12 protein-coding genes and 8 pseudogenes are annotated in these 15,442 nt (G+C 70.2%); 8 read left to right on the forward strand and 12 right to left on the reverse strand.

What is annotated here, in order from left to right; translation table 11 throughout:
- A partial coding sequence (locus ACZ68L_RS44905) for a transposase (protein ID WP_469590335.1) occupies positions 1-710 on the reverse strand: 710 nt, incomplete at its 3' end.
- Positions 711-927: 217 nt separating this feature from the next.
- Between ACZ68L_RS44905 and ACZ68L_RS44910 the strand changes: the two are divergent.
- Positions 928-1,572: pseudogene (locus tag ACZ68L_RS44910) on the forward strand (transposase); the annotation flags it as partial.
- A 74-nt stretch (positions 1,573-1,646) separates the two neighbouring features.
- Here the strand turns inward: ACZ68L_RS44910 and ACZ68L_RS44915 are convergent.
- A pseudogene (locus ACZ68L_RS44915) lies at positions 1,647-2,367 on the reverse strand (IS6 family transposase).
- 55 nt (positions 2,368-2,422) lie between these two features.
- Here ACZ68L_RS44915 and ACZ68L_RS44920 point away from each other — a divergent pair.
- Entirely contained in the window at positions 2,423-2,632 is a 210-nt protein-coding gene (locus tag ACZ68L_RS44920; protein ID WP_469590297.1) for a hypothetical protein, read from the forward strand.
- A 330-nt stretch (positions 2,633-2,962) separates the two neighbouring features.
- On the opposite strand, the gene ACZ68L_RS44925 is transcribed toward ACZ68L_RS44920, so the two are convergent.
- On the reverse strand, positions 2,963-3,526 hold the full coding sequence (locus tag ACZ68L_RS44925; protein ID WP_469590300.1) for a Uma2 family endonuclease: 564 nt from the start codon (positions 3,524-3,526) through the stop codon (positions 2,963-2,965).
- A gap of 479 nt (positions 3,527-4,005) precedes the next feature.
- Here ACZ68L_RS44925 and ACZ68L_RS44930 point away from each other — a divergent pair.
- Positions 4,006-4,317: pseudogene (locus ACZ68L_RS44930) on the forward strand (Tn3 family transposase); the annotation flags it as partial.
- Here ACZ68L_RS44930 and ACZ68L_RS44935 read toward each other — a convergent pair.
- From ACZ68L_RS44935 to ACZ68L_RS44955, 5 genes and pseudogenes are all read right to left on the reverse strand, one after another.
- Positions 4,285-4,653 carry an FtsX-like permease family protein gene (locus tag ACZ68L_RS44935; protein WP_469590305.1) on the reverse strand — a complete coding sequence of 123 codons (369 nt, stop codon included), beginning with the start codon at positions 4,651-4,653 and terminating at the stop codon, positions 4,285-4,287. The pseudogene ACZ68L_RS44930 and the gene ACZ68L_RS44935 overlap by 33 nt on opposite strands.
- Positions 4,557-5,663 carry an ABC transporter permease gene (locus ACZ68L_RS44940; RefSeq protein WP_469590311.1) on the reverse strand — a complete coding sequence of 369 codons (1,107 nt, stop codon included), beginning with the start codon at positions 5,661-5,663 and terminating at the stop codon, positions 4,557-4,559. The genes ACZ68L_RS44935 and ACZ68L_RS44940 overlap by 97 nt, the downstream gene beginning before the upstream one ends.
- Before the next feature lie 2 nt (positions 5,664-5,665).
- A pseudogene (locus ACZ68L_RS44945) lies at positions 5,666-6,512 on the reverse strand (ABC transporter ATP-binding protein).
- Positions 6,509-7,051, reverse strand: a complete 543-nt coding sequence (locus ACZ68L_RS44950) for a PadR family transcriptional regulator (RefSeq protein WP_469590316.1) — start codon at positions 7,049-7,051, stop codon at positions 6,509-6,511. Before ACZ68L_RS44950 ends, ACZ68L_RS44945 begins: the two are co-directional and overlap by 4 nt.
- A gap of 167 nt (positions 7,052-7,218) precedes the next feature.
- Positions 7,219-7,353, reverse strand: a pseudogene (locus ACZ68L_RS44955) (IS5-like element IS4811 family transposase); the annotation flags it as partial.
- Positions 7,354-8,102: 749 nt separating this feature from the next.
- On the opposite strand from ACZ68L_RS44955, the gene ACZ68L_RS44960 reads away from it, so the two are divergent.
- From ACZ68L_RS44960 to ACZ68L_RS44970, 3 genes are all read left to right on the forward strand, one after another.
- Positions 8,103-9,491 (forward strand): hypothetical protein, encoded by a 1,389-nt coding sequence (locus tag ACZ68L_RS44960; RefSeq protein WP_469590321.1) that lies wholly within the window; start codon positions 8,103-8,105, stop codon positions 9,489-9,491.
- 207 nt (positions 9,492-9,698) lie between these two features.
- Positions 9,699-10,220: a hypothetical protein gene (locus tag ACZ68L_RS44965; RefSeq protein ID WP_469590325.1), complete on the forward strand. Its 522-nt coding sequence runs from the start codon at positions 9,699-9,701 to the stop codon at positions 10,218-10,220.
- A 485-nt stretch (positions 10,221-10,705) separates the two neighbouring features.
- Positions 10,706-11,359 carry a DUF4232 domain-containing protein gene (locus ACZ68L_RS44970; protein ID WP_469590328.1) on the forward strand — a complete coding sequence of 218 codons (654 nt, stop codon included), beginning with the start codon at positions 10,706-10,708 and terminating at the stop codon, positions 11,357-11,359.
- A gap of 821 nt (positions 11,360-12,180) precedes the next feature.
- Here ACZ68L_RS44970 and ACZ68L_RS44975 read toward each other — a convergent pair.
- Positions 12,181-12,303 carry a PmrA gene (locus ACZ68L_RS44975; RefSeq protein ID WP_469590332.1) on the reverse strand — a complete coding sequence of 41 codons (123 nt, stop codon included), beginning with the start codon at positions 12,301-12,303 and terminating at the stop codon, positions 12,181-12,183.
- A gap of 194 nt (positions 12,304-12,497) precedes the next feature.
- On the opposite strand from ACZ68L_RS44975, the gene ACZ68L_RS44980 reads away from it, so the two are divergent.
- Positions 12,498-12,875 (forward strand): nuclear transport factor 2 family protein, encoded by a 378-nt coding sequence (locus tag ACZ68L_RS44980; RefSeq protein WP_361445770.1) that lies wholly within the window; start codon positions 12,498-12,500, stop codon positions 12,873-12,875.
- A 71-nt stretch (positions 12,876-12,946) separates the two neighbouring features.
- On the opposite strand, the pseudogene ACZ68L_RS44985 reads toward ACZ68L_RS44980, so the two are convergent.
- From ACZ68L_RS44985 to ACZ68L_RS44995, 3 genes and pseudogenes are all read right to left on the reverse strand, one after another.
- Positions 12,947-14,069 (reverse strand): annotated as a pseudogene (locus ACZ68L_RS44985) (IS630 family transposase).
- A gap of 75 nt (positions 14,070-14,144) precedes the next feature.
- A complete protein-coding gene (locus ACZ68L_RS44990; RefSeq protein WP_469590338.1) occupies positions 14,145-14,651 on the reverse strand; it encodes a hypothetical protein in 507 nt (168 codons plus the stop codon).
- A 197-nt stretch (positions 14,652-14,848) separates the two neighbouring features.
- Positions 14,849-14,977 (reverse strand): annotated as a pseudogene (locus ACZ68L_RS44995) (DUF6531 domain-containing protein); the annotation flags it as partial.
- A gap of 217 nt (positions 14,978-15,194) precedes the next feature.
- Between ACZ68L_RS44995 and ACZ68L_RS45000 the strand changes: the two are divergent.
- A pseudogene (locus ACZ68L_RS45000) lies at positions 15,195-15,442 on the forward strand (hypothetical protein); the annotation flags it as partial.

A 15,442-nucleotide genomic window follows, 5' to 3' on the forward strand; every position in this document is an offset into this window, starting at 1 on the left:
ATCGCGGTGCCGTGCCGGTGAGCGTCGGGGATCTGCGCGAGGGCGTCGTCCAGCACCGCGATGTGGTCGGCGGCGGTGTTGGCTCCGGAGTTGCCGGGCCGCAGCCGGCCGGACATGGCCTCGCCGGTGTTGGCGAGGAAACACAGCAGCGGGTGGAAGCCGAAGCCACCCTTATAGGTGGGCGCGGCTTGTTCCTTTTCCGAGTGGCAGGTGATCAGCGTGGCGTCGAGGTCCAGGACCAGGCCGGAAAGTTCGCGTCCGCCGGCCCGGACAGCGGGTATGCCCTCGCCAGTCTCGGCAGCCTGCATCCAGGCGACTTCCCGGGCTGAGGCGCGGGCCGCTCGAAGCGAAGCGCGTACAGCCTCGTCGGTGTCGGCGAGCAACCGCCAGGCAGTGGGTGTGGAGGCGACCGGGCCGAACACCTCGCCCTGGTCCCGCAGCACGGCCAGATCCGTGATGGTCTCGCCGCCGTCGGCAAGCATCACCGCGAGGTCCGTCATGATCCGGCCCGGGTCGTGGCCGGTTCCACGCGGCCTCAAAGGGTGCAACGCGACGGAGTATGCACCGGTCAGCCCAGTTGCATCGGCGAGATCAGCCAGTAACCGTGACCCGGCATGACCGACCACCCCCGAACCATCTGCACTGACCTGGATCTTGGGACGCAACCCGATAGCCTGCACGTAGAAAGTGCCCTCCGCCTGGACCGACAGAACCCCTCAGCAAGGTTCATCGTCCCAGGTCAGGAAGGCACTTTCGCGTTTCCGCCCCAACAGCCGCCGTCCCCAAACGAAACGGCGAGGTTAGGGTCCGCGTCGAAATGTGCCTCGAACTGGGTCGCTGACCTGGGCATTCTCCGGACGCTGAGGCGGCCTTCGCCTGATCATGTGCTCCGACCAAGGTGCACCGATCGAGACGAAGGCCGTGAAAGTGAGTCTGCTGCCTGACACCGGTCCCGGGGAAGTGTTCGCGCAAGCGTCACGCTTCCGGGAGGACTTATTCGACTGCCTGACCGCGCGCGGGGACGAACTGTTCGACCTCACGGACGCGTTGCTCTGCGCGGACGGGCCTGTGACCTCGCCGGTGGACCTCACGCTGGTGGCCGAGCACCGGCGCGGACACGGCGCGATGTACGAGGCGTTGAACCGCGGGAACGTCGACGTGCCCCGGCTGCGGCAGGTGCTGGCCGGTCTGCCGATGCCGCGGGCCGCCAACGGGCGCCTGGTGCTCGCCGTCGACATCAGCCACTGGCTGCGTCCCGACGCACCGACCAGCGCGGAGCGTCTGTTCTGCCACGTCTACGGCCGCAGCGGACGCTCCAGCGACCAGATGATCCCCGGCTGGCCGTACTCCTTCGTCGCTGCCCTGGAGACGGGACGCACGTCCTGGTGCCAGCTCCTGGACGCAATCCGCCTCGGGCCCGAGGACGACGTCGCCGAGGTCACCGCCACCCAGCTCCGCCGGGTGGTCACGGACCTGATCGAGATGGGCCGCTGGCATGCCGGCGACCGCGACATCCTCATCGTCTTCGACGCCGGCTACGACGCCCCGCGCATGGCCCACCTCCTTGCCGGGCGTTGTCACGTTGTTGAGTGTGTGAGTGCCTGACGGCGTGTCCGGGGGTGGTGGGCTGGGTTCCGGCTCCGTGCTCAGGCCGCGGCAGGCAGGGCGGCGACGCCGGTGATCTGGTCCCAGATGGCGAAGCGGGTGGTCATCTCGGCGCGGTAGTGGGCGGCGGTCATCAGGTGGCGGCGGGGCCGGAAGTGGGGTGAGATGCCGCTGAACGCGGCCAGGAACTGCTGGGCTCCGCCGACGCTGCGGAAGCCTTTCATGGCGCGTTCGCGCTGCCGGGTGGGCTGATGACTGTTCTCGGCCCGATTGTTCAGGCCCTTGTGGGAACGGTGCTCGACCCAGGGCATGACCTCGCGGTGGGCCGCGCCGTAGGAGCGCAGCCTGTCGGTGACGACCACCCGGGGCACTGTACGGGTCTTCTTCAGCAGCCTGCGGAAGAACCGCCTGGCCGCAGCGGTGTCCCGCCGGTTCTGTACGAGGATGTCCAGGACGGTGCCGTCGGCGTCCACGGCCCGCCACAGGTAACTTCTGCTCTCCGTTGATCTTCACGAAGACCTCGTCCAGATGCCACTTGTCCCCGGGCCGGGGCTGCCGGCGGCGCAGCGCGCCGGCATAGGCCTGCCCGAACTTGGCGCACCAGCGGCGGACCGTCTCATAGGAGACGAACACGCCGCGCTCGAGCATCAGTTCCTCGACCTCGCGGAAGCTGAGCGGGAAGCGGTGGTACAGCCACACGCAGTGCGCGATGATCTCCACCGGGTACCGGTGCCCTTTGTACGACGGCGGCGCGCTGTCCACGGACGACCCCTCCCAGCATGACCAACCAGAAGATCATCCCACCCGGTCAGTCAACGTGACAGTGCCCGCCGCAGCGAAGGCACTGACCTCCAAGCCTGACGCCCGCCCCGACATCGATACCGCCCGCGCCGCCGACCTGCTGTACGGGCTGCTCAGCCCGGAGCTATACCTGATCTTTGTCCGCAACCGGGGCTGGTCCCCCGACGCCTGGGAGGAGTGGGCCTGCGCGGCCCTCACTGCCCATCTCTGCGCTGATCACGAGTAGGCCACCGCCCCTTCGGCGACAGCCGCCGAAGGGGCGGTGGCCGGCCGGGGGTGTTGCGGTTGCCACCGTCGGGGGGAGAGAGCGGCCTGCTGATCCTGCTCCGGGACCCGGATCACGCCCGACGCCCGCCCAGTCCGCTACGGCGCCTGTCCACTTACCCCGCTGACACGCGGGCCCCGGAACCGCTTTCGGTTCCGGGGCCGCTTCATACCTGCACAATGCATTCTGTGTGGCGCCCGCTGATCACTCCGGTGGGCGGCAGCTCGAGTATCCGATCCACGAGATCGACGGGCCCGGATGGCACGAACCGTAGTGGCTACGGGATGCCGGCTACTGCCGGGCGAGCCCGGCCGGGTCGATCGCGAAGGGGAACGGGGTGTCGAGCCGGGTGACCTCGCCGGACAGGGCTGTCGTCTGCTCGACGTACCGGCCGTTCTCCAGCTCGGTGATGATGAGCCGGGGCGCCGGTTCGAATTCCAGGCGCCAGTAGTGCGGGATCGCGGCCTCGGCGTAGAGCATGGGCTTGAACTTCCGGTCCATCGTCTTGTTGCCGGGTGAGACCAGCTCGACCACGAGCTGGACGGCTTCGGCGTCGATGCTGACACCGTCGTCGACGGTCGCGCCGGCATCGGCGACCACGATGTCCGGCACCACCAGGCCGGACGGCAGGGTCACGTGGATGGCTTCCAGGATCTCGACCGGTGCGCCGGCGGCGCGGGCCGCGGCGTCCAGGGCCACGTGGAGCCGGAACGACGCACGCTGGTGGCGCAGGCCGGGGGCGGGGGACATCATCAGGGACTCCCCCAGCAGCTCGTACCGGACACTGCGGTCCTCCGGCAGCGCGAGGACGTCGGCAACGGTCCACGGCCCAGTGTGATCGGTTGCAACGCTCATTCCCTTCACCTCCTCATCCGCACAGCACTGCCAGTGTGGCCCGGACCGGTGCCGGGTGTCTCCTGGCAGGCCGTACGACGGTGGTCGTCGGTCCCGCGGAAGCAGGTCGGGATCGCCGTCGCGGCGGCCCCGGCCCCATTCTGCCGGGTGGATGTGACAGTGAGAGGCGGGGCCGGTAACCGGTCGTGCGCAGCGGGCGGCGGACGTGGCGCAGGTGGTGCCGCCGGGGCGGCAGGCTCGGGGGGCGAGGAGCATCCGAGCGGAAACCGGCGCCGTACTTTCCGTGACAATCCGCTGCAGTCCGTTATCTGCGGTGCTGGTGCCCCAGGCGTGACGGCCTCGTTCACCGACGTCTCCACGACTCAACCTGTCCTGCGACCCACCCCCGACGGCGACATGCTCGCAGGAGGCGGCCGAGGTCCAGCGTGTGCTGGAACGATTTCCCGAACTGCAGCCGGGCGAGAAGGAGGCCACCGACGTGGCCGGCATCTACGGCTCAGGGTGGCGGTTCGCTCGTCACGGACCAGGTCCTCGCCCACGGTCTGCTGCGGATGTTCGGTCGCGAGGGCCGCGCGACCCCGTTGGGGGCCGCGTTCGCCGAGTACGGCCGCATCGACGAGACCATGCACCTGCTGGCCCTGGTTGATCCGGTCGACGACACCTGCCGGCGGCTGATGAACCGGCGGCTGACCGTGCAGGGGGCCCGCCACCGCCCGGCCCGCGCAACCTGCCACGGCGGGCCCGGCAGGGAAGGCACGTCAGGCGGGTTCGGCGTTGAGGACGCGCCCGGCGGGGCGGCGGGTGTGGGTCCACGCGGGCAGGGCGGTCAGGGCTCCGACTGCCAGCAGGATGACGAGTGCGGCGGTGAGCAGCCACGACCCCGGCGGTGTGACCTGCGTGCCGAAGAACCAGTACAGGACGAGCCCGGCCGGAATACCCGCCGCCACTCCGGTTACGGCGGGCAGGAGTTGCGCGACGCAGAGCGCCGTGACGACCTGGCCGGGTGTGGAGCCGAGGGTACGGGCGACGGTCAGGGCGCGCCGAGCCCGCACGGCGGTGCTCCGGCCGAGGAGCACGGTGTTGAGCGTGGACAGTGCCACCAGCACGAGAGTGACGGCGAGCAGCACCTGGCCGGTCTGGTCGGTCCGCACTTCGATGGGGCCGAACCGCTTGAAGGCGGTGGCCGCGTCGAGTTCGGCGTGGGAGGGTCCCGGCGGTGGGTCCGAGCGCGGTGGCCAGGAGGGTCAGCAGCAGGTATTGCGCCAGCAGGACGGCGGTGACGGTGCCGGGGCCGGCGCCGACGGCCTTGAGCAGTGCGGCACGCCGGTTGTCGCGGGCGGCCGGTGATCAGAGTGGGCCGGGTGTCCTTGATCATGTTCGTGTCCGTGTTGAGGACGTCCTGCCAGTAGCGGAAGTTGACCCAGGTTTCGGCGGTGATGGCGTCGACGGCCGGGGAGCGGCCGAACCTGTCGGTCGCAGCAGGGTCGGACAGCTTCAGATAGATCAGGTGGACAACGGGCGCGTCGCCTGCCGCCGCGCGAGCGTCGGCCGTGGTGAGCCACACCATGCCGCCGTAGTCGGACGCCCTGGGCCCCTGCGCCGCGTTGCTCCACGGATACACCTCGATGGCCACGCTGATCGCGGTCCCGACGACCGGAATGCTGCGTCCGCTGAGGGTGAGGCTGTCGCCGACCTGCACACCGAGTGCCTGCGCCAAGCCGCGCTCGACCACTGCGCCTCCGGGACGCACCCAGGTCCCGGAGGTCACCAGTGGCCGGTCCACGGCGGACGGCGAACTGTCGCGCCCCACGACTGCGGAGTGCGCGGTTTGGCCGTGTGCCCGGATGGTGGTGTCCAACGCAAGGAACGGGCCACCGAGCGCGGTGACCCCGGGCGCGTGTGCGAAGCGGTCGGCGAGGCCGGCTGGGTCCGGGCTCGTCGTCGAGGCCATGACGTCGGGGCCGGCGGTGGCCGCGCGGGTCTTCGCGTACCCGGTGGACACCGCGTTTGTGGTCGCGGCGCCGAGTGTCAGGCTGGCGCCGGCGGCGGTGACGACGAGCAGGAACATGACAGCCTCGCCGGGACGGCGGCGCATGTCGTGCAGGATCAGGCGCCAGATCAGCAGCAGGTGTCCCATGGTCAGTTCTCCCAGCTCAGCAGGGAGCCGAGCCCTCTGCTGCTGCCGTGCCCTGTGCCGTCGTTTGCGTCCAAGCGGGTGTCGTCGGCCACCGCCCCGTCACGCAGGGAGACGATGCGGTCGGCCGTGGCGGCGACCCGCTCGTCGTGGGTGGCCATGACGAGGGTCTGGCCGGCGGCGCGCAGCTCGCCGAACAGGCGGAGGATGTCGAGGGTCGCGGCGCTGTCGAGGTTTCCCGTGGGCTCGTCCGCAAGGACGATCAGCGGCTCGTTGACCAGCGCGCGGGCTATGGCCACCCGCTGCCGCTGCCCGCCGGAGAGCTCGGAGGGCAGATGCCTGGCCCGGTCGGCGAGCCCGACCTGATCGAGGTTTCGGCGGCACGGTTGCGGGCGGTGCGCGGTGAGGCGCCGGCGAGCAGCGCGGGCAGCTCGACGTTCTCCGCCGCGGTCAGCTCGTCCATCAGGTGGTAGGCCTGGAAGACGAACCCGACGGCGCGGCGCCGCAGCCGGGCCAGCGCCCGCTCACCGAGGTCGTCGACGCGCTGCCCACCGAGCCACACCTCGCCCTCGGTAGGCCGGTCAAGACCGCCGAGAAGCTGGAGCAGCGTGGACTTACCACAACCGCTGGGCCCAATCACGGCGAGCGCCTGCCCGGCCGGAACATCGAGGTCGATCCCGTCGACGGCCCGCACCACGCTCTCGTCCTGCCCGACACCCGCGTCAACCCGACCGCACGCAGTAACGGCCCCTTCGCCTCACCAGGTTGGGGGCCGCCCCGTCCCGCGCCCGAGCGGTCGTCCGTACCCCTCCGCTGGGACCGGCCCCTGACGCGCTGTCCGTCTCCCGTCATCCGATTCCTCTGCCTTTCCCACGCGGTGTGCGGGCGGACCAGGTCCGCCCGCACACCTCCAACCAGCGCAGATCGGCCTGCATCCGGAGCGCGATGCCCTCCACGAGCAGCCCGGCCTCCGAGCCCGTGTCGTGAGCGAGGGCGGCGTGCTGGGCTTCGGCGAGGCTGCGCATCAGCTCCCGCCGCTGCGCCTCCACGAGCGCGAGCGGATCAGCCAGGCCCGACTCGGCGGCGGCGACGAGCTTCAGGTGAAACTCCGTCACGTCCGCCCTGGGGCCGGCGCTCCCGGCCATCCATGTGGCCACCCGCTCCTCCCCGGCCGCGGTCAGCGCGAACACCTTGCGCCGCGGGCCGCGCACCGGCGCGACCTCACGCTCCTGGACGACCAGACCCGCCTTTTCGAGCCGGGTGAGCGTCACATAGATCTGCCCCGCGTTCAGCGTCTCCCCCAGCGGCCCGAGTGCCGCTGCCAACCGCCTGCGCAGGTCGTACCCATGCGATGACTCCTTGGTCAGCAGCGCCAGCACCACTTCCTGCACGGACCGTCCTCCTCTGCGACGCCTCAATAGGTAGCGGTTAACTAAAAGCGGCGTCAAACAGGCCCCCATGGATGAAGGCGCGCCACGCGTTCCTCGACGTGGGCGACACACCTGTCGTCCGCGAACTCATCGTCATCGGCACCAAGGAGGGCCTCGCCGCTGCCCGCGCGCGAGGCCGGGTCGCCGGTCTCGGCGGCCTTTACCGGCTGCGGGTCGACGACGGTGGCGACCGCCCCGGGCGCCCGTCCCATGTCGCGCCGGACGCGCTCGCGAAGCCGGTCACGGATCCGCCCGGCCACGCCGGTGATGAACCGGCGGATCTCGGTGAGCTTCTCGCGGATCACCGCGACCTCGTATGCCTGGACCTCGGCGGGATCCGAGCAGAACGTGTAGCCGTCCGCCCGATTCCAAGTCACGGGCGGACGGCCGCGCTCGGCGATGATGTCCCGCAGGCAGGCCGGACCCGCCCCGACCTGTCTCGTGCTCAGACCGCCGGCCCCGGACAGCTCGTCGAAGAGCGGACCGGCCGGGCGGGCCTCAAAGAGTACGAAGCGGGCGGTGTCGGCGTGCCGCTCGGCGGCGGGCGACCTGCTCCGGGAGGCGCGAGGCATCGCCTGCTCGCCCTGCAGCATGCGGGCCGGCTCGCCGTCGCCGGGCAGCTGGGAACCGGCCCAGCAGGTCGCTTCGATATCCACGACGTTGACGAGGCTCTCGGCCCAGGTGCTGTCCATGGCGGGAAGCTGGGCTGCCCCGACCTGGCGTCAACCGTTCGGTGGAGTCCGAGCGCAGCTCGAACGCCGGACCCGAATGACACGGCATCAGGCCCGAACCCCTTCCATTACTTTGCGTTCATGTGTAATAACAATGAGTAATCCATCGTGGAGTGGCCTGCCCCACCGGCGGAAGGCCGCCTCACCCCAAGCCGGCACGTCGGGAGATATCAGTGACCAGTCATCACGCTCCACAACACCCCCTCACCGGAGTGGAGGCAGAGCGAAGCCGAGCTCGCGCCGGCATCGGTGATCGTGAGCAGTGGCGGCGGGCAGGAGCCGTGGCGGGACTGTGCGCGGCACTGGCCGGCACCGCACTGACGCCCGCGACCGCCGCACCGGCCACCACCCCAGCAACGGTACGAGGAACCGACCCATCGTCCACCTTCAACTTCACCGGGGCCCCGCAGACCTTCACCGTCCCCGCGAACGCGGTCGTCACCATCACCGCGGACGGTGCCGGCGGCGCCGACAACACCGGCACTCCCTGCGGCTTCACCGGGTCCGGGGGGACGGGAGCACGAGTCGTCACCACGCTGCCGGTGACCACCGCCCCGACGACCTACACCGTCAACGTCGGCGGCACCGGCAGCGCGGGTTGCAACGGGAGCGGCACCGGCGGCTACAACGGCGGTGCCCCGGGCGGCACCTCGAGCAACCCCACGGGTCAGTTCCGCAGGGGTCCCGGAGGAGGCGGCGCGTCCAGCGTGAGCACCGGCACCAGCCTCCTCGTCGTAGCCGGCGGCGGTGGTGCCGGCGGCGGCGCCCCGTTCGCCGGCACGATCGCGGGAGGCAACGGGGGCAACGGCGGCACACCGGACGCCACCGCCGGCACCGCCGGAGCGTTCGACAGCGGTGGTTCGCCGGGATCCGGCGGGCAAGGCGGCAACACCACCACCATGACCGGCGGCATCGGCGGCACGCCGGCCACCCCCACCGGAGGCTGTACGCCCGCCGCAGGCAACCCGGGAAGCAGCTTCACCGGCACCACGGTCGGCACCGGCGGCACCGGCGGCAACAACACCGGCGGCAACTGCGTGGCCGCCGGGGCCGGCGGCGGCGGAGGCGGCGGGTACTACGCCGGCGGCGGAGGCGGCGCCGCCACCCCCGGCTCCAGCGGCCTCGGCCGTGCGGGCGGTGGCGGTGGCGGCGGAGGAAGCAGCCTCGCCACCGCGACGGGCACCGGGACGAGCTACACGGCCTCGGCGATCGGGACGGCGAACAAGAGCGGTCAGGTGATCATCTCCTACACGGTGGTCACCCCCTCCTTGACCATCACCAAGACCCACACCGGGAAGTTCGTCCAGGGCGAGCAGGGGACCTACGCCATCACGGTCGGCAACAGCGGGCCGGGCGTCACCGACGGCAGCACGGTCACCGTGCACGACAGCCTGCCGCCAGGACTCACCGCCCGCAGCATCAGCGGCGCCGGATGGAACTGCACCCGGAGCACCCTCACGTGCACTCGCAGCAATGTCCTGGTGGCAGGCGGCAGCTACCCGACCATCACCCTCAAGGTCAAGATCTCCTGTGACTGCGACTCGCACCACAAGGCCACCAACACCGCCACCGTCACCGGAGGCGGCGACACCGCAACCCACACCGCCACCGACCCCACCGTCATCAAGCGCAACGGGCACTGTCACCACGGCGGGCACGACCGCAGCTAGCCAGCCTCCACCCCGGCGGCTGTCGAGGACGCCGGTCGGTGCCAGGAACGTCCCTCTCCAGTCGCGGGCCTGACCCGACCGCCCGGAGCCGTGCCGGCCGCCGGGCGCGGCCTTCCGAACCCGGCAGACCGGGGACTCCCCGGCCAAGTGACGTTTGGTCGGGGAGTCCCCGGTGCTCTTCATGGCGTACCGCGGCAGCACGCCCCGTTGCTGCAGATCACACCGTCGAAGACCGACGAGGAACGTCTCCTTCCGGTCAGCCCCGGGCTCGCCGAAGCGCTCAGCGCGATCATCCAGCGCGTTCACGGCACCGACGGGAAGGTCCCCTTCGTCGTCGCTCACGACCGCGGAGAGCGCGTCTGGCACCCGCCGATGCCCGTGCTCTGGCACCACGGCGCCCAGGAGCGACCCGTGTCGATGACCACCATGCGCAAGGCACTGGACGAGACCATGGACGCAGCCGGACTGACCGACAACACCGGCCAGCCGCTCCGCTACCAACCCCACGACTTCCGAGGGATCTTCGTCACCGACGCCATCATGAGCGGCCTGCCCAGAACACCGCTGACGGGGCGGTCGGTCCCGTGGGAGAGTCGGTTCGGGTCGGTATGGGGGCTGGTCTTGGTGGCGGTCACCATGGTGACCGCCATAAGGATCAGTCCCGTTGGGCTTCGCGGGATATCGGCTGACCGGCCCGGCGGGAGGACCGGCGGGAGGACCGGCGGGTGATGGGCTGGACAGCAGGACGGCAGAGGGCTCCGGGCCGCTGAGCGTGGTCAGGGCCTCTTCGACCAGGCGGTGCGGGGCCTTTCGCATGGGCTGTCTGCTCAGAAGCACGCACCAACGCCCTCGCCGGGGACGTCGAGGACGGCCAGGAACACGAGGACGTCGCCGCAATGCGCGCCGACCTGGAACGCGTGCAGCACGATCTGGTGGGCGAGCGGCACGGGCGGGAGCCGACGGAGACGGTGCATCTGGGGGCGCGACTGACGGAGTGTGGCGCGCGCTTCAAGGTTTCTGCAGCGGGTGCCGGCCGCTCTGGTGCCCGCCCTGGAACGGGTCGATCTGACAGGGCTGGCCGTGCCCGCGCAAGGCGGGCCGAGAGGCCTATGCGCCTGTGACAGAACGAAGACGTCGCGGAGGACCGCCTGTGACTCGGTGCGAGATACAAATACTTCCGAACACACGCACCGCGCCATTCCTGGGGGAACACCGTGAAGTACACCCGCATCACCGCTCTCGCCGCCATCGGCATCGCCGCCACCCTCTCGCTCACCGCCTGCAGCGGGGACGGCTCCGGGACGGACTCGTCCTCCAAGGGCTCCTCGTCCTCGAACGACGGCTCGAAGGCGGAGGGCGGCGCCGGCTCCGGCGGCTCGGAGGCCGGCAACGCGAAGGCGGGCTCCGGTGAGGACACCAAGGCAGAGGCAGCCTCGAACGCCACGACGAAGACCAGCGGCAAGGTCACGTTCTGCAAGACGCAGGACCTCGCCATCGACGCCATGGACGCCGCACCCGACGAGGAATCCGGCAGGATCGACATCACCATGATCAACCGGGGTTCGACCACCTGCTCGGCAACCGGCTTCGCGGGCGTCGACATCAAGGACGCCGACCACACCTCGAACCCCATCGAGCGCGGCCACGCCCAGCCACGTATCACCACCCTGAAGCCCGGCGACGCCGCTGTCTTCAACCTCGCCTACGACATCGACAACACCGGCAAAAGCCTCGCGTCCCCGACCAACATCCTGGTGACACCCCCCAACGAGACCCACACCATCACCCTGAACTGGCCCGAAGGCGCCGGAGACATCAAGGGCGCCTACACCGACGTCGAGGTCTACCCCACGCACACGACCGAATAGGCACAGTGCGAACGGCCACCCCCGGCGGCCGCGGCCTTGGTCACCCAGCGGGTGACCGGCCCGACGTCTCGCCCCTGTCCGGCGGCCGGCGAGGAGTCCGTGACCATCGGGTCAGAACATCCCGAATGCCCTGACCCCGGTTACTGCAAGGAAGCCGACACGCAGGACCCCGAAGATCCCTCGCATGACGTCCGGGGAGAACCTTGGATCGACCCCGCCACCAGGTGAGCGCTGGACCATAAGGTCATACACGCCCAGCCCAACATTTCGATAGTTGAGATAACCGTCGCGCCGGCACCCGCGACGCCTCCCCAGACCAAGCTCAGCCAGTCACCCACGGATCGCTCCTCCCCAAGCGGATTGCTCGGATGGAGCGTCTCAGACGCGGCGGCCGGGGAGGAGCCAGCGGGACGCCGGATTGGTGGCGTGTTCATGTTGCCGCGGTTCGTGATGTGCTCCAGCACCAAGGCGGCGACCGGCGCGGGAACGGGCGCGGCGGCTCGCCCGAGTCGCATCGGCACCTCCGTATCGGTCAGAAGCCTGCCCCAAGGCGGCGAGGCGTTCATCTTCGCTCAGTGCGGGCCGACGGGAGATCTTCATTGCGGGGATGGCCACGGACGTCGGCAGCGACGGCCCTGCCTGGCCCAGTCGAGGAGGCTGTCGTCATTCGTTCGTTTGACGACAGGCGGTAGGCGGGTAACCACGCTGCGCCGAAAACCAGTTGACCGCCCCGCGACGGGCCACCGAGGCTTGTGGGGGTCTGACCGAGATACGCGTCAAAGGGGCAACGGGATGATCTTGAAGCCCTGATGCGCTCGGACTCACCTGCGGCGGCGAGCGGCGGGGTCTCGCTCGGCGACGTACCGGGCAACCGCGTCGACGCCGGGGCGGGCGTAGCGCTCCAGGGAGCGGACAGAGGCGTGGCGGGAGCGGGCCAGCAGCATCGGGGTGGAGGTGCCGTCCTCGGCGTCGTGGGTCAGGGCACTGTGGCGGAGCCGGTGGAGGGTCCAGCCGTCCAGGTCCTCGATGTCCTCGGGCGAGGCGAGAGGGTTGGCTAGTGCTGTGACCGGGATGGTTCACCGTGATCGGAAGGCGGCTCGTGGGACGAGCGCACGCGAAAGGCTGGTATTACTGGGGCATGCAGGAAGAGACCGCACGCTCCGCGATCGACACGTTCATCTCCGCGTTCAACGCCTCGGACGACAGCTATGTGACTGCCCTGCTCTCCCAGGCCCTGACCTCAGACGTGGTCTTCTGGGGGCCGTTGGGTCGCAGCGAAGGAATCGGGGCGGTCGAGCGGTTCGTGCTGGACATCCGGCGCCACCCGGCGGGGACCGGCACGATGGTGCGCTGCTCAGCGGTGGACATGCCTGACGAATGGGCCCGGTACCAGTGGGTCTTCACCACGCCTGATGGAGGCCCCCGCCTGGCGGGAACGGACGTCGTCCATCTGCGACGGAGCCTCATCGACCAGGTCATCGTCTTCGCGGGGGAGATCGAGCCGTCCGCCTCCTGAGTCATCCTTCTGTCGCTGTCCTTCTCCTGAACTTGCCCCTTCGGCGTTCGGGAGCTGCGGTTCGCGGTTGGTCAGGCTGCGGTGTTGAGGGGGCGTCCGCCCCAGCGGATGCCCTTTTCGCTGCGGATGCGGGCGCGTTCCTTGCGTTGGGCGGCGAGTACGTCGGGGTGGCGGGCGTTGGTATTGCGCCAGCGCAGGTAGCGGTGCAGTGCCTGGGTTTGCGCGGGGTGGCTGCGGTGGTGGGAGTTGGCCAGGGTGAACTGCCGCAGCGGGCCGAAGTGGGCCTCGATCGGGTTGGCCCAGGAAGCATAGGTCGGGGTGAAGCACAGCTCGACCTTGTTCTTCTTCGCCCAGCGGCGGATGTCCGCGCCGGTGTGGGCGGAGAGGTTGTCCAGGATGATGTAGATCGGGGGCGCCGTCGGGTCGGGCGGCGCGGATCGACTTGAGCGCGGCCAGGGTGTTGGCGGTGCCCTGGCGGCGGCGGTTGACGCCCCACAGGCGGTCGTCGCCCACGGAGTAGCAGCCGTGCAAGTAGGTGACGCCGTGGGTGCGGCGGTAGGTCGCCGGCAGCCGGTGTGGCTTGCCCTGCTTCGCCCAGCAGGAGCCTGCGGTGGGCCGGATCCCCAGGGGCCCGAACTCGTCGAAGGCGAAGACCCGGTCCGGGAAGCGTTCCAGCACCTGCTCGATCCGGTCGAGCTTGGCGTCGCGATCAGGGTCGGGTGACTCCTTCCAGGTCTTGGTGCGCTGGAAGGTGATGCCACGGCGCCGGAGCAGGCACCGTAAGGCTTCACGGCCGATGCGGATGACACGTCCGTGCACTTTCCGCAGGTAGGCGGCGAGTTTGCGGATCGACCAGCGGGTGAAGGGCTGGCCGAGCTTGCTGGGGCGAGTGGTGGCTGTCCGGATGACGAAGTCCTCGTCATCACGACTGAGCAGGCGGGGACGGCCTCCCGCCCACTGAGGGTCCAGGCAGGTCAGGCCGATCTCGTTGAAGCGGTGGATCACATCGCGCACGGTGCCCTCGTCGGCCTGGACCAGCTGGGCGATCACCGGCACCCGGTTCCCACCCGCCGAGGCGAGCAGCATCATCGCGCGCCGGTAGCGCACCGAACTCGTGCTACCCCGGCGCACGATCCGCTGCAGCTTCTGCCCCTCCTGGTCGGTCAGCCTGCGTACACGGACAGGCTCAGCCACCGCGCCTCCAGCGATCGGATCGGACGTCACCGCACATCCAACCGTCGCGACCACCAACCCGGCGAACCTTCCCAGTCAGAGCACCGACGACTTGTGCGCCTCGTTGAGGCCGTACGTGGTGACGTTGCCCTGGGAGTCGGTGTAGCGGGTGGTGCGGTGGGCGTCGTCGTAGTGGAAGCGGCCCGAGAGGATACCGGTCGGCCCTACGGTGCGCAGGACGCGACCGCGGTGGTCGTAGACGTAGGCGAACGCGGTGCCGTTGCGGTCCTTCCAGGATGTGATGCGATGCTCGTCGTAACGGTAGAGCTGCGGCTTGCCGGTGGAATTGACGACCTCGATCAGGTCGCCACTGTCGTCGTAGGTGAAGGCGACGAGCTGGGCGCTGTGCTCATGTTGCTCGCCGTGCAGGAGACGCAGGGCCGTGACGCGATGCAGGGCTGTGTCGGTGTCGACGACGATGCGGTAGCCGCCGGAGTGGGCGATCCGGGTGGGTGCGCCGTGCTCGTCGTACACGAAGTCGATGCGGTCGCCCTCACCGCTGCGGAAGGTGATCGCGTGGAGCGCCAGTTCCGAGCCTCCCACCGGGAGCCGGGCAAAGTGAGGCGGCGGTTCTCCTCCGGGACGGTGAGGGTGAAGGTGCCGTCCGGCTTGCCGTCCCAGCGCAGCGGCCAGCACGGGCCGGAGACGGGCAGGGTGGGGGTCTCCGGCTCTGGTACCGGGTATCGCAGCACCATGCCGTCGGCCGCGATGTAGACGAGTCCGGCGTCGTCCAGTTCCAGGCGCTGGTCGAGGGTGGCCGCCCAGGTGGGACCGAACCAACCGCCGCACGGGTGTCCGGAGACGTAGTGCCGCTCCAGTACCAGCGGCAGGGCGCCGGGCAGACTGACGTCCGTGGCGGACATGAACATCTCGCCGGTTGCAACGTCGACCGGCTCGCCTTCTCCGCACTTCTCCTTGGTGCACTTGTCGTGCTTGTTCGGCTCGCCGGCACGCTCAGCGGCGCTGCCGTCGCGACGCAGCGCCCGCTCGCGTCTCGCCAGCCGCTGAGCGGCAGTCTTGACGGTCGAGGCGCCCTTCCGCAGGGCGCCCCCGCCTCCGGTGGCGAGGGCGAGCAGCAGATCCGGGGTGAGCTGGCCGGCGGCACGGCTGGGGTTCCGCTGCCACTCCTCCCAGTTGGTGACGGCCTTGGCGAACTCCTTGGGGTGGTTCGCGGCGTACGCGGCCCCGTCGATCACGCCCGCCAGTTGCAGGCTGGCGCCACCGGGGCCGTCCTCAGCCGACAAGGGCCTGGTCAAAGAGTTCCACGACCGGCTGCGTGGGAAGGCCCGGGAGGCGGCCGGCCGGGATCCGGAGCCGACCGCGGGCATCATCGA

The organism is Streptomyces sp. NPDC104309 (assembly GCF_055584025.1).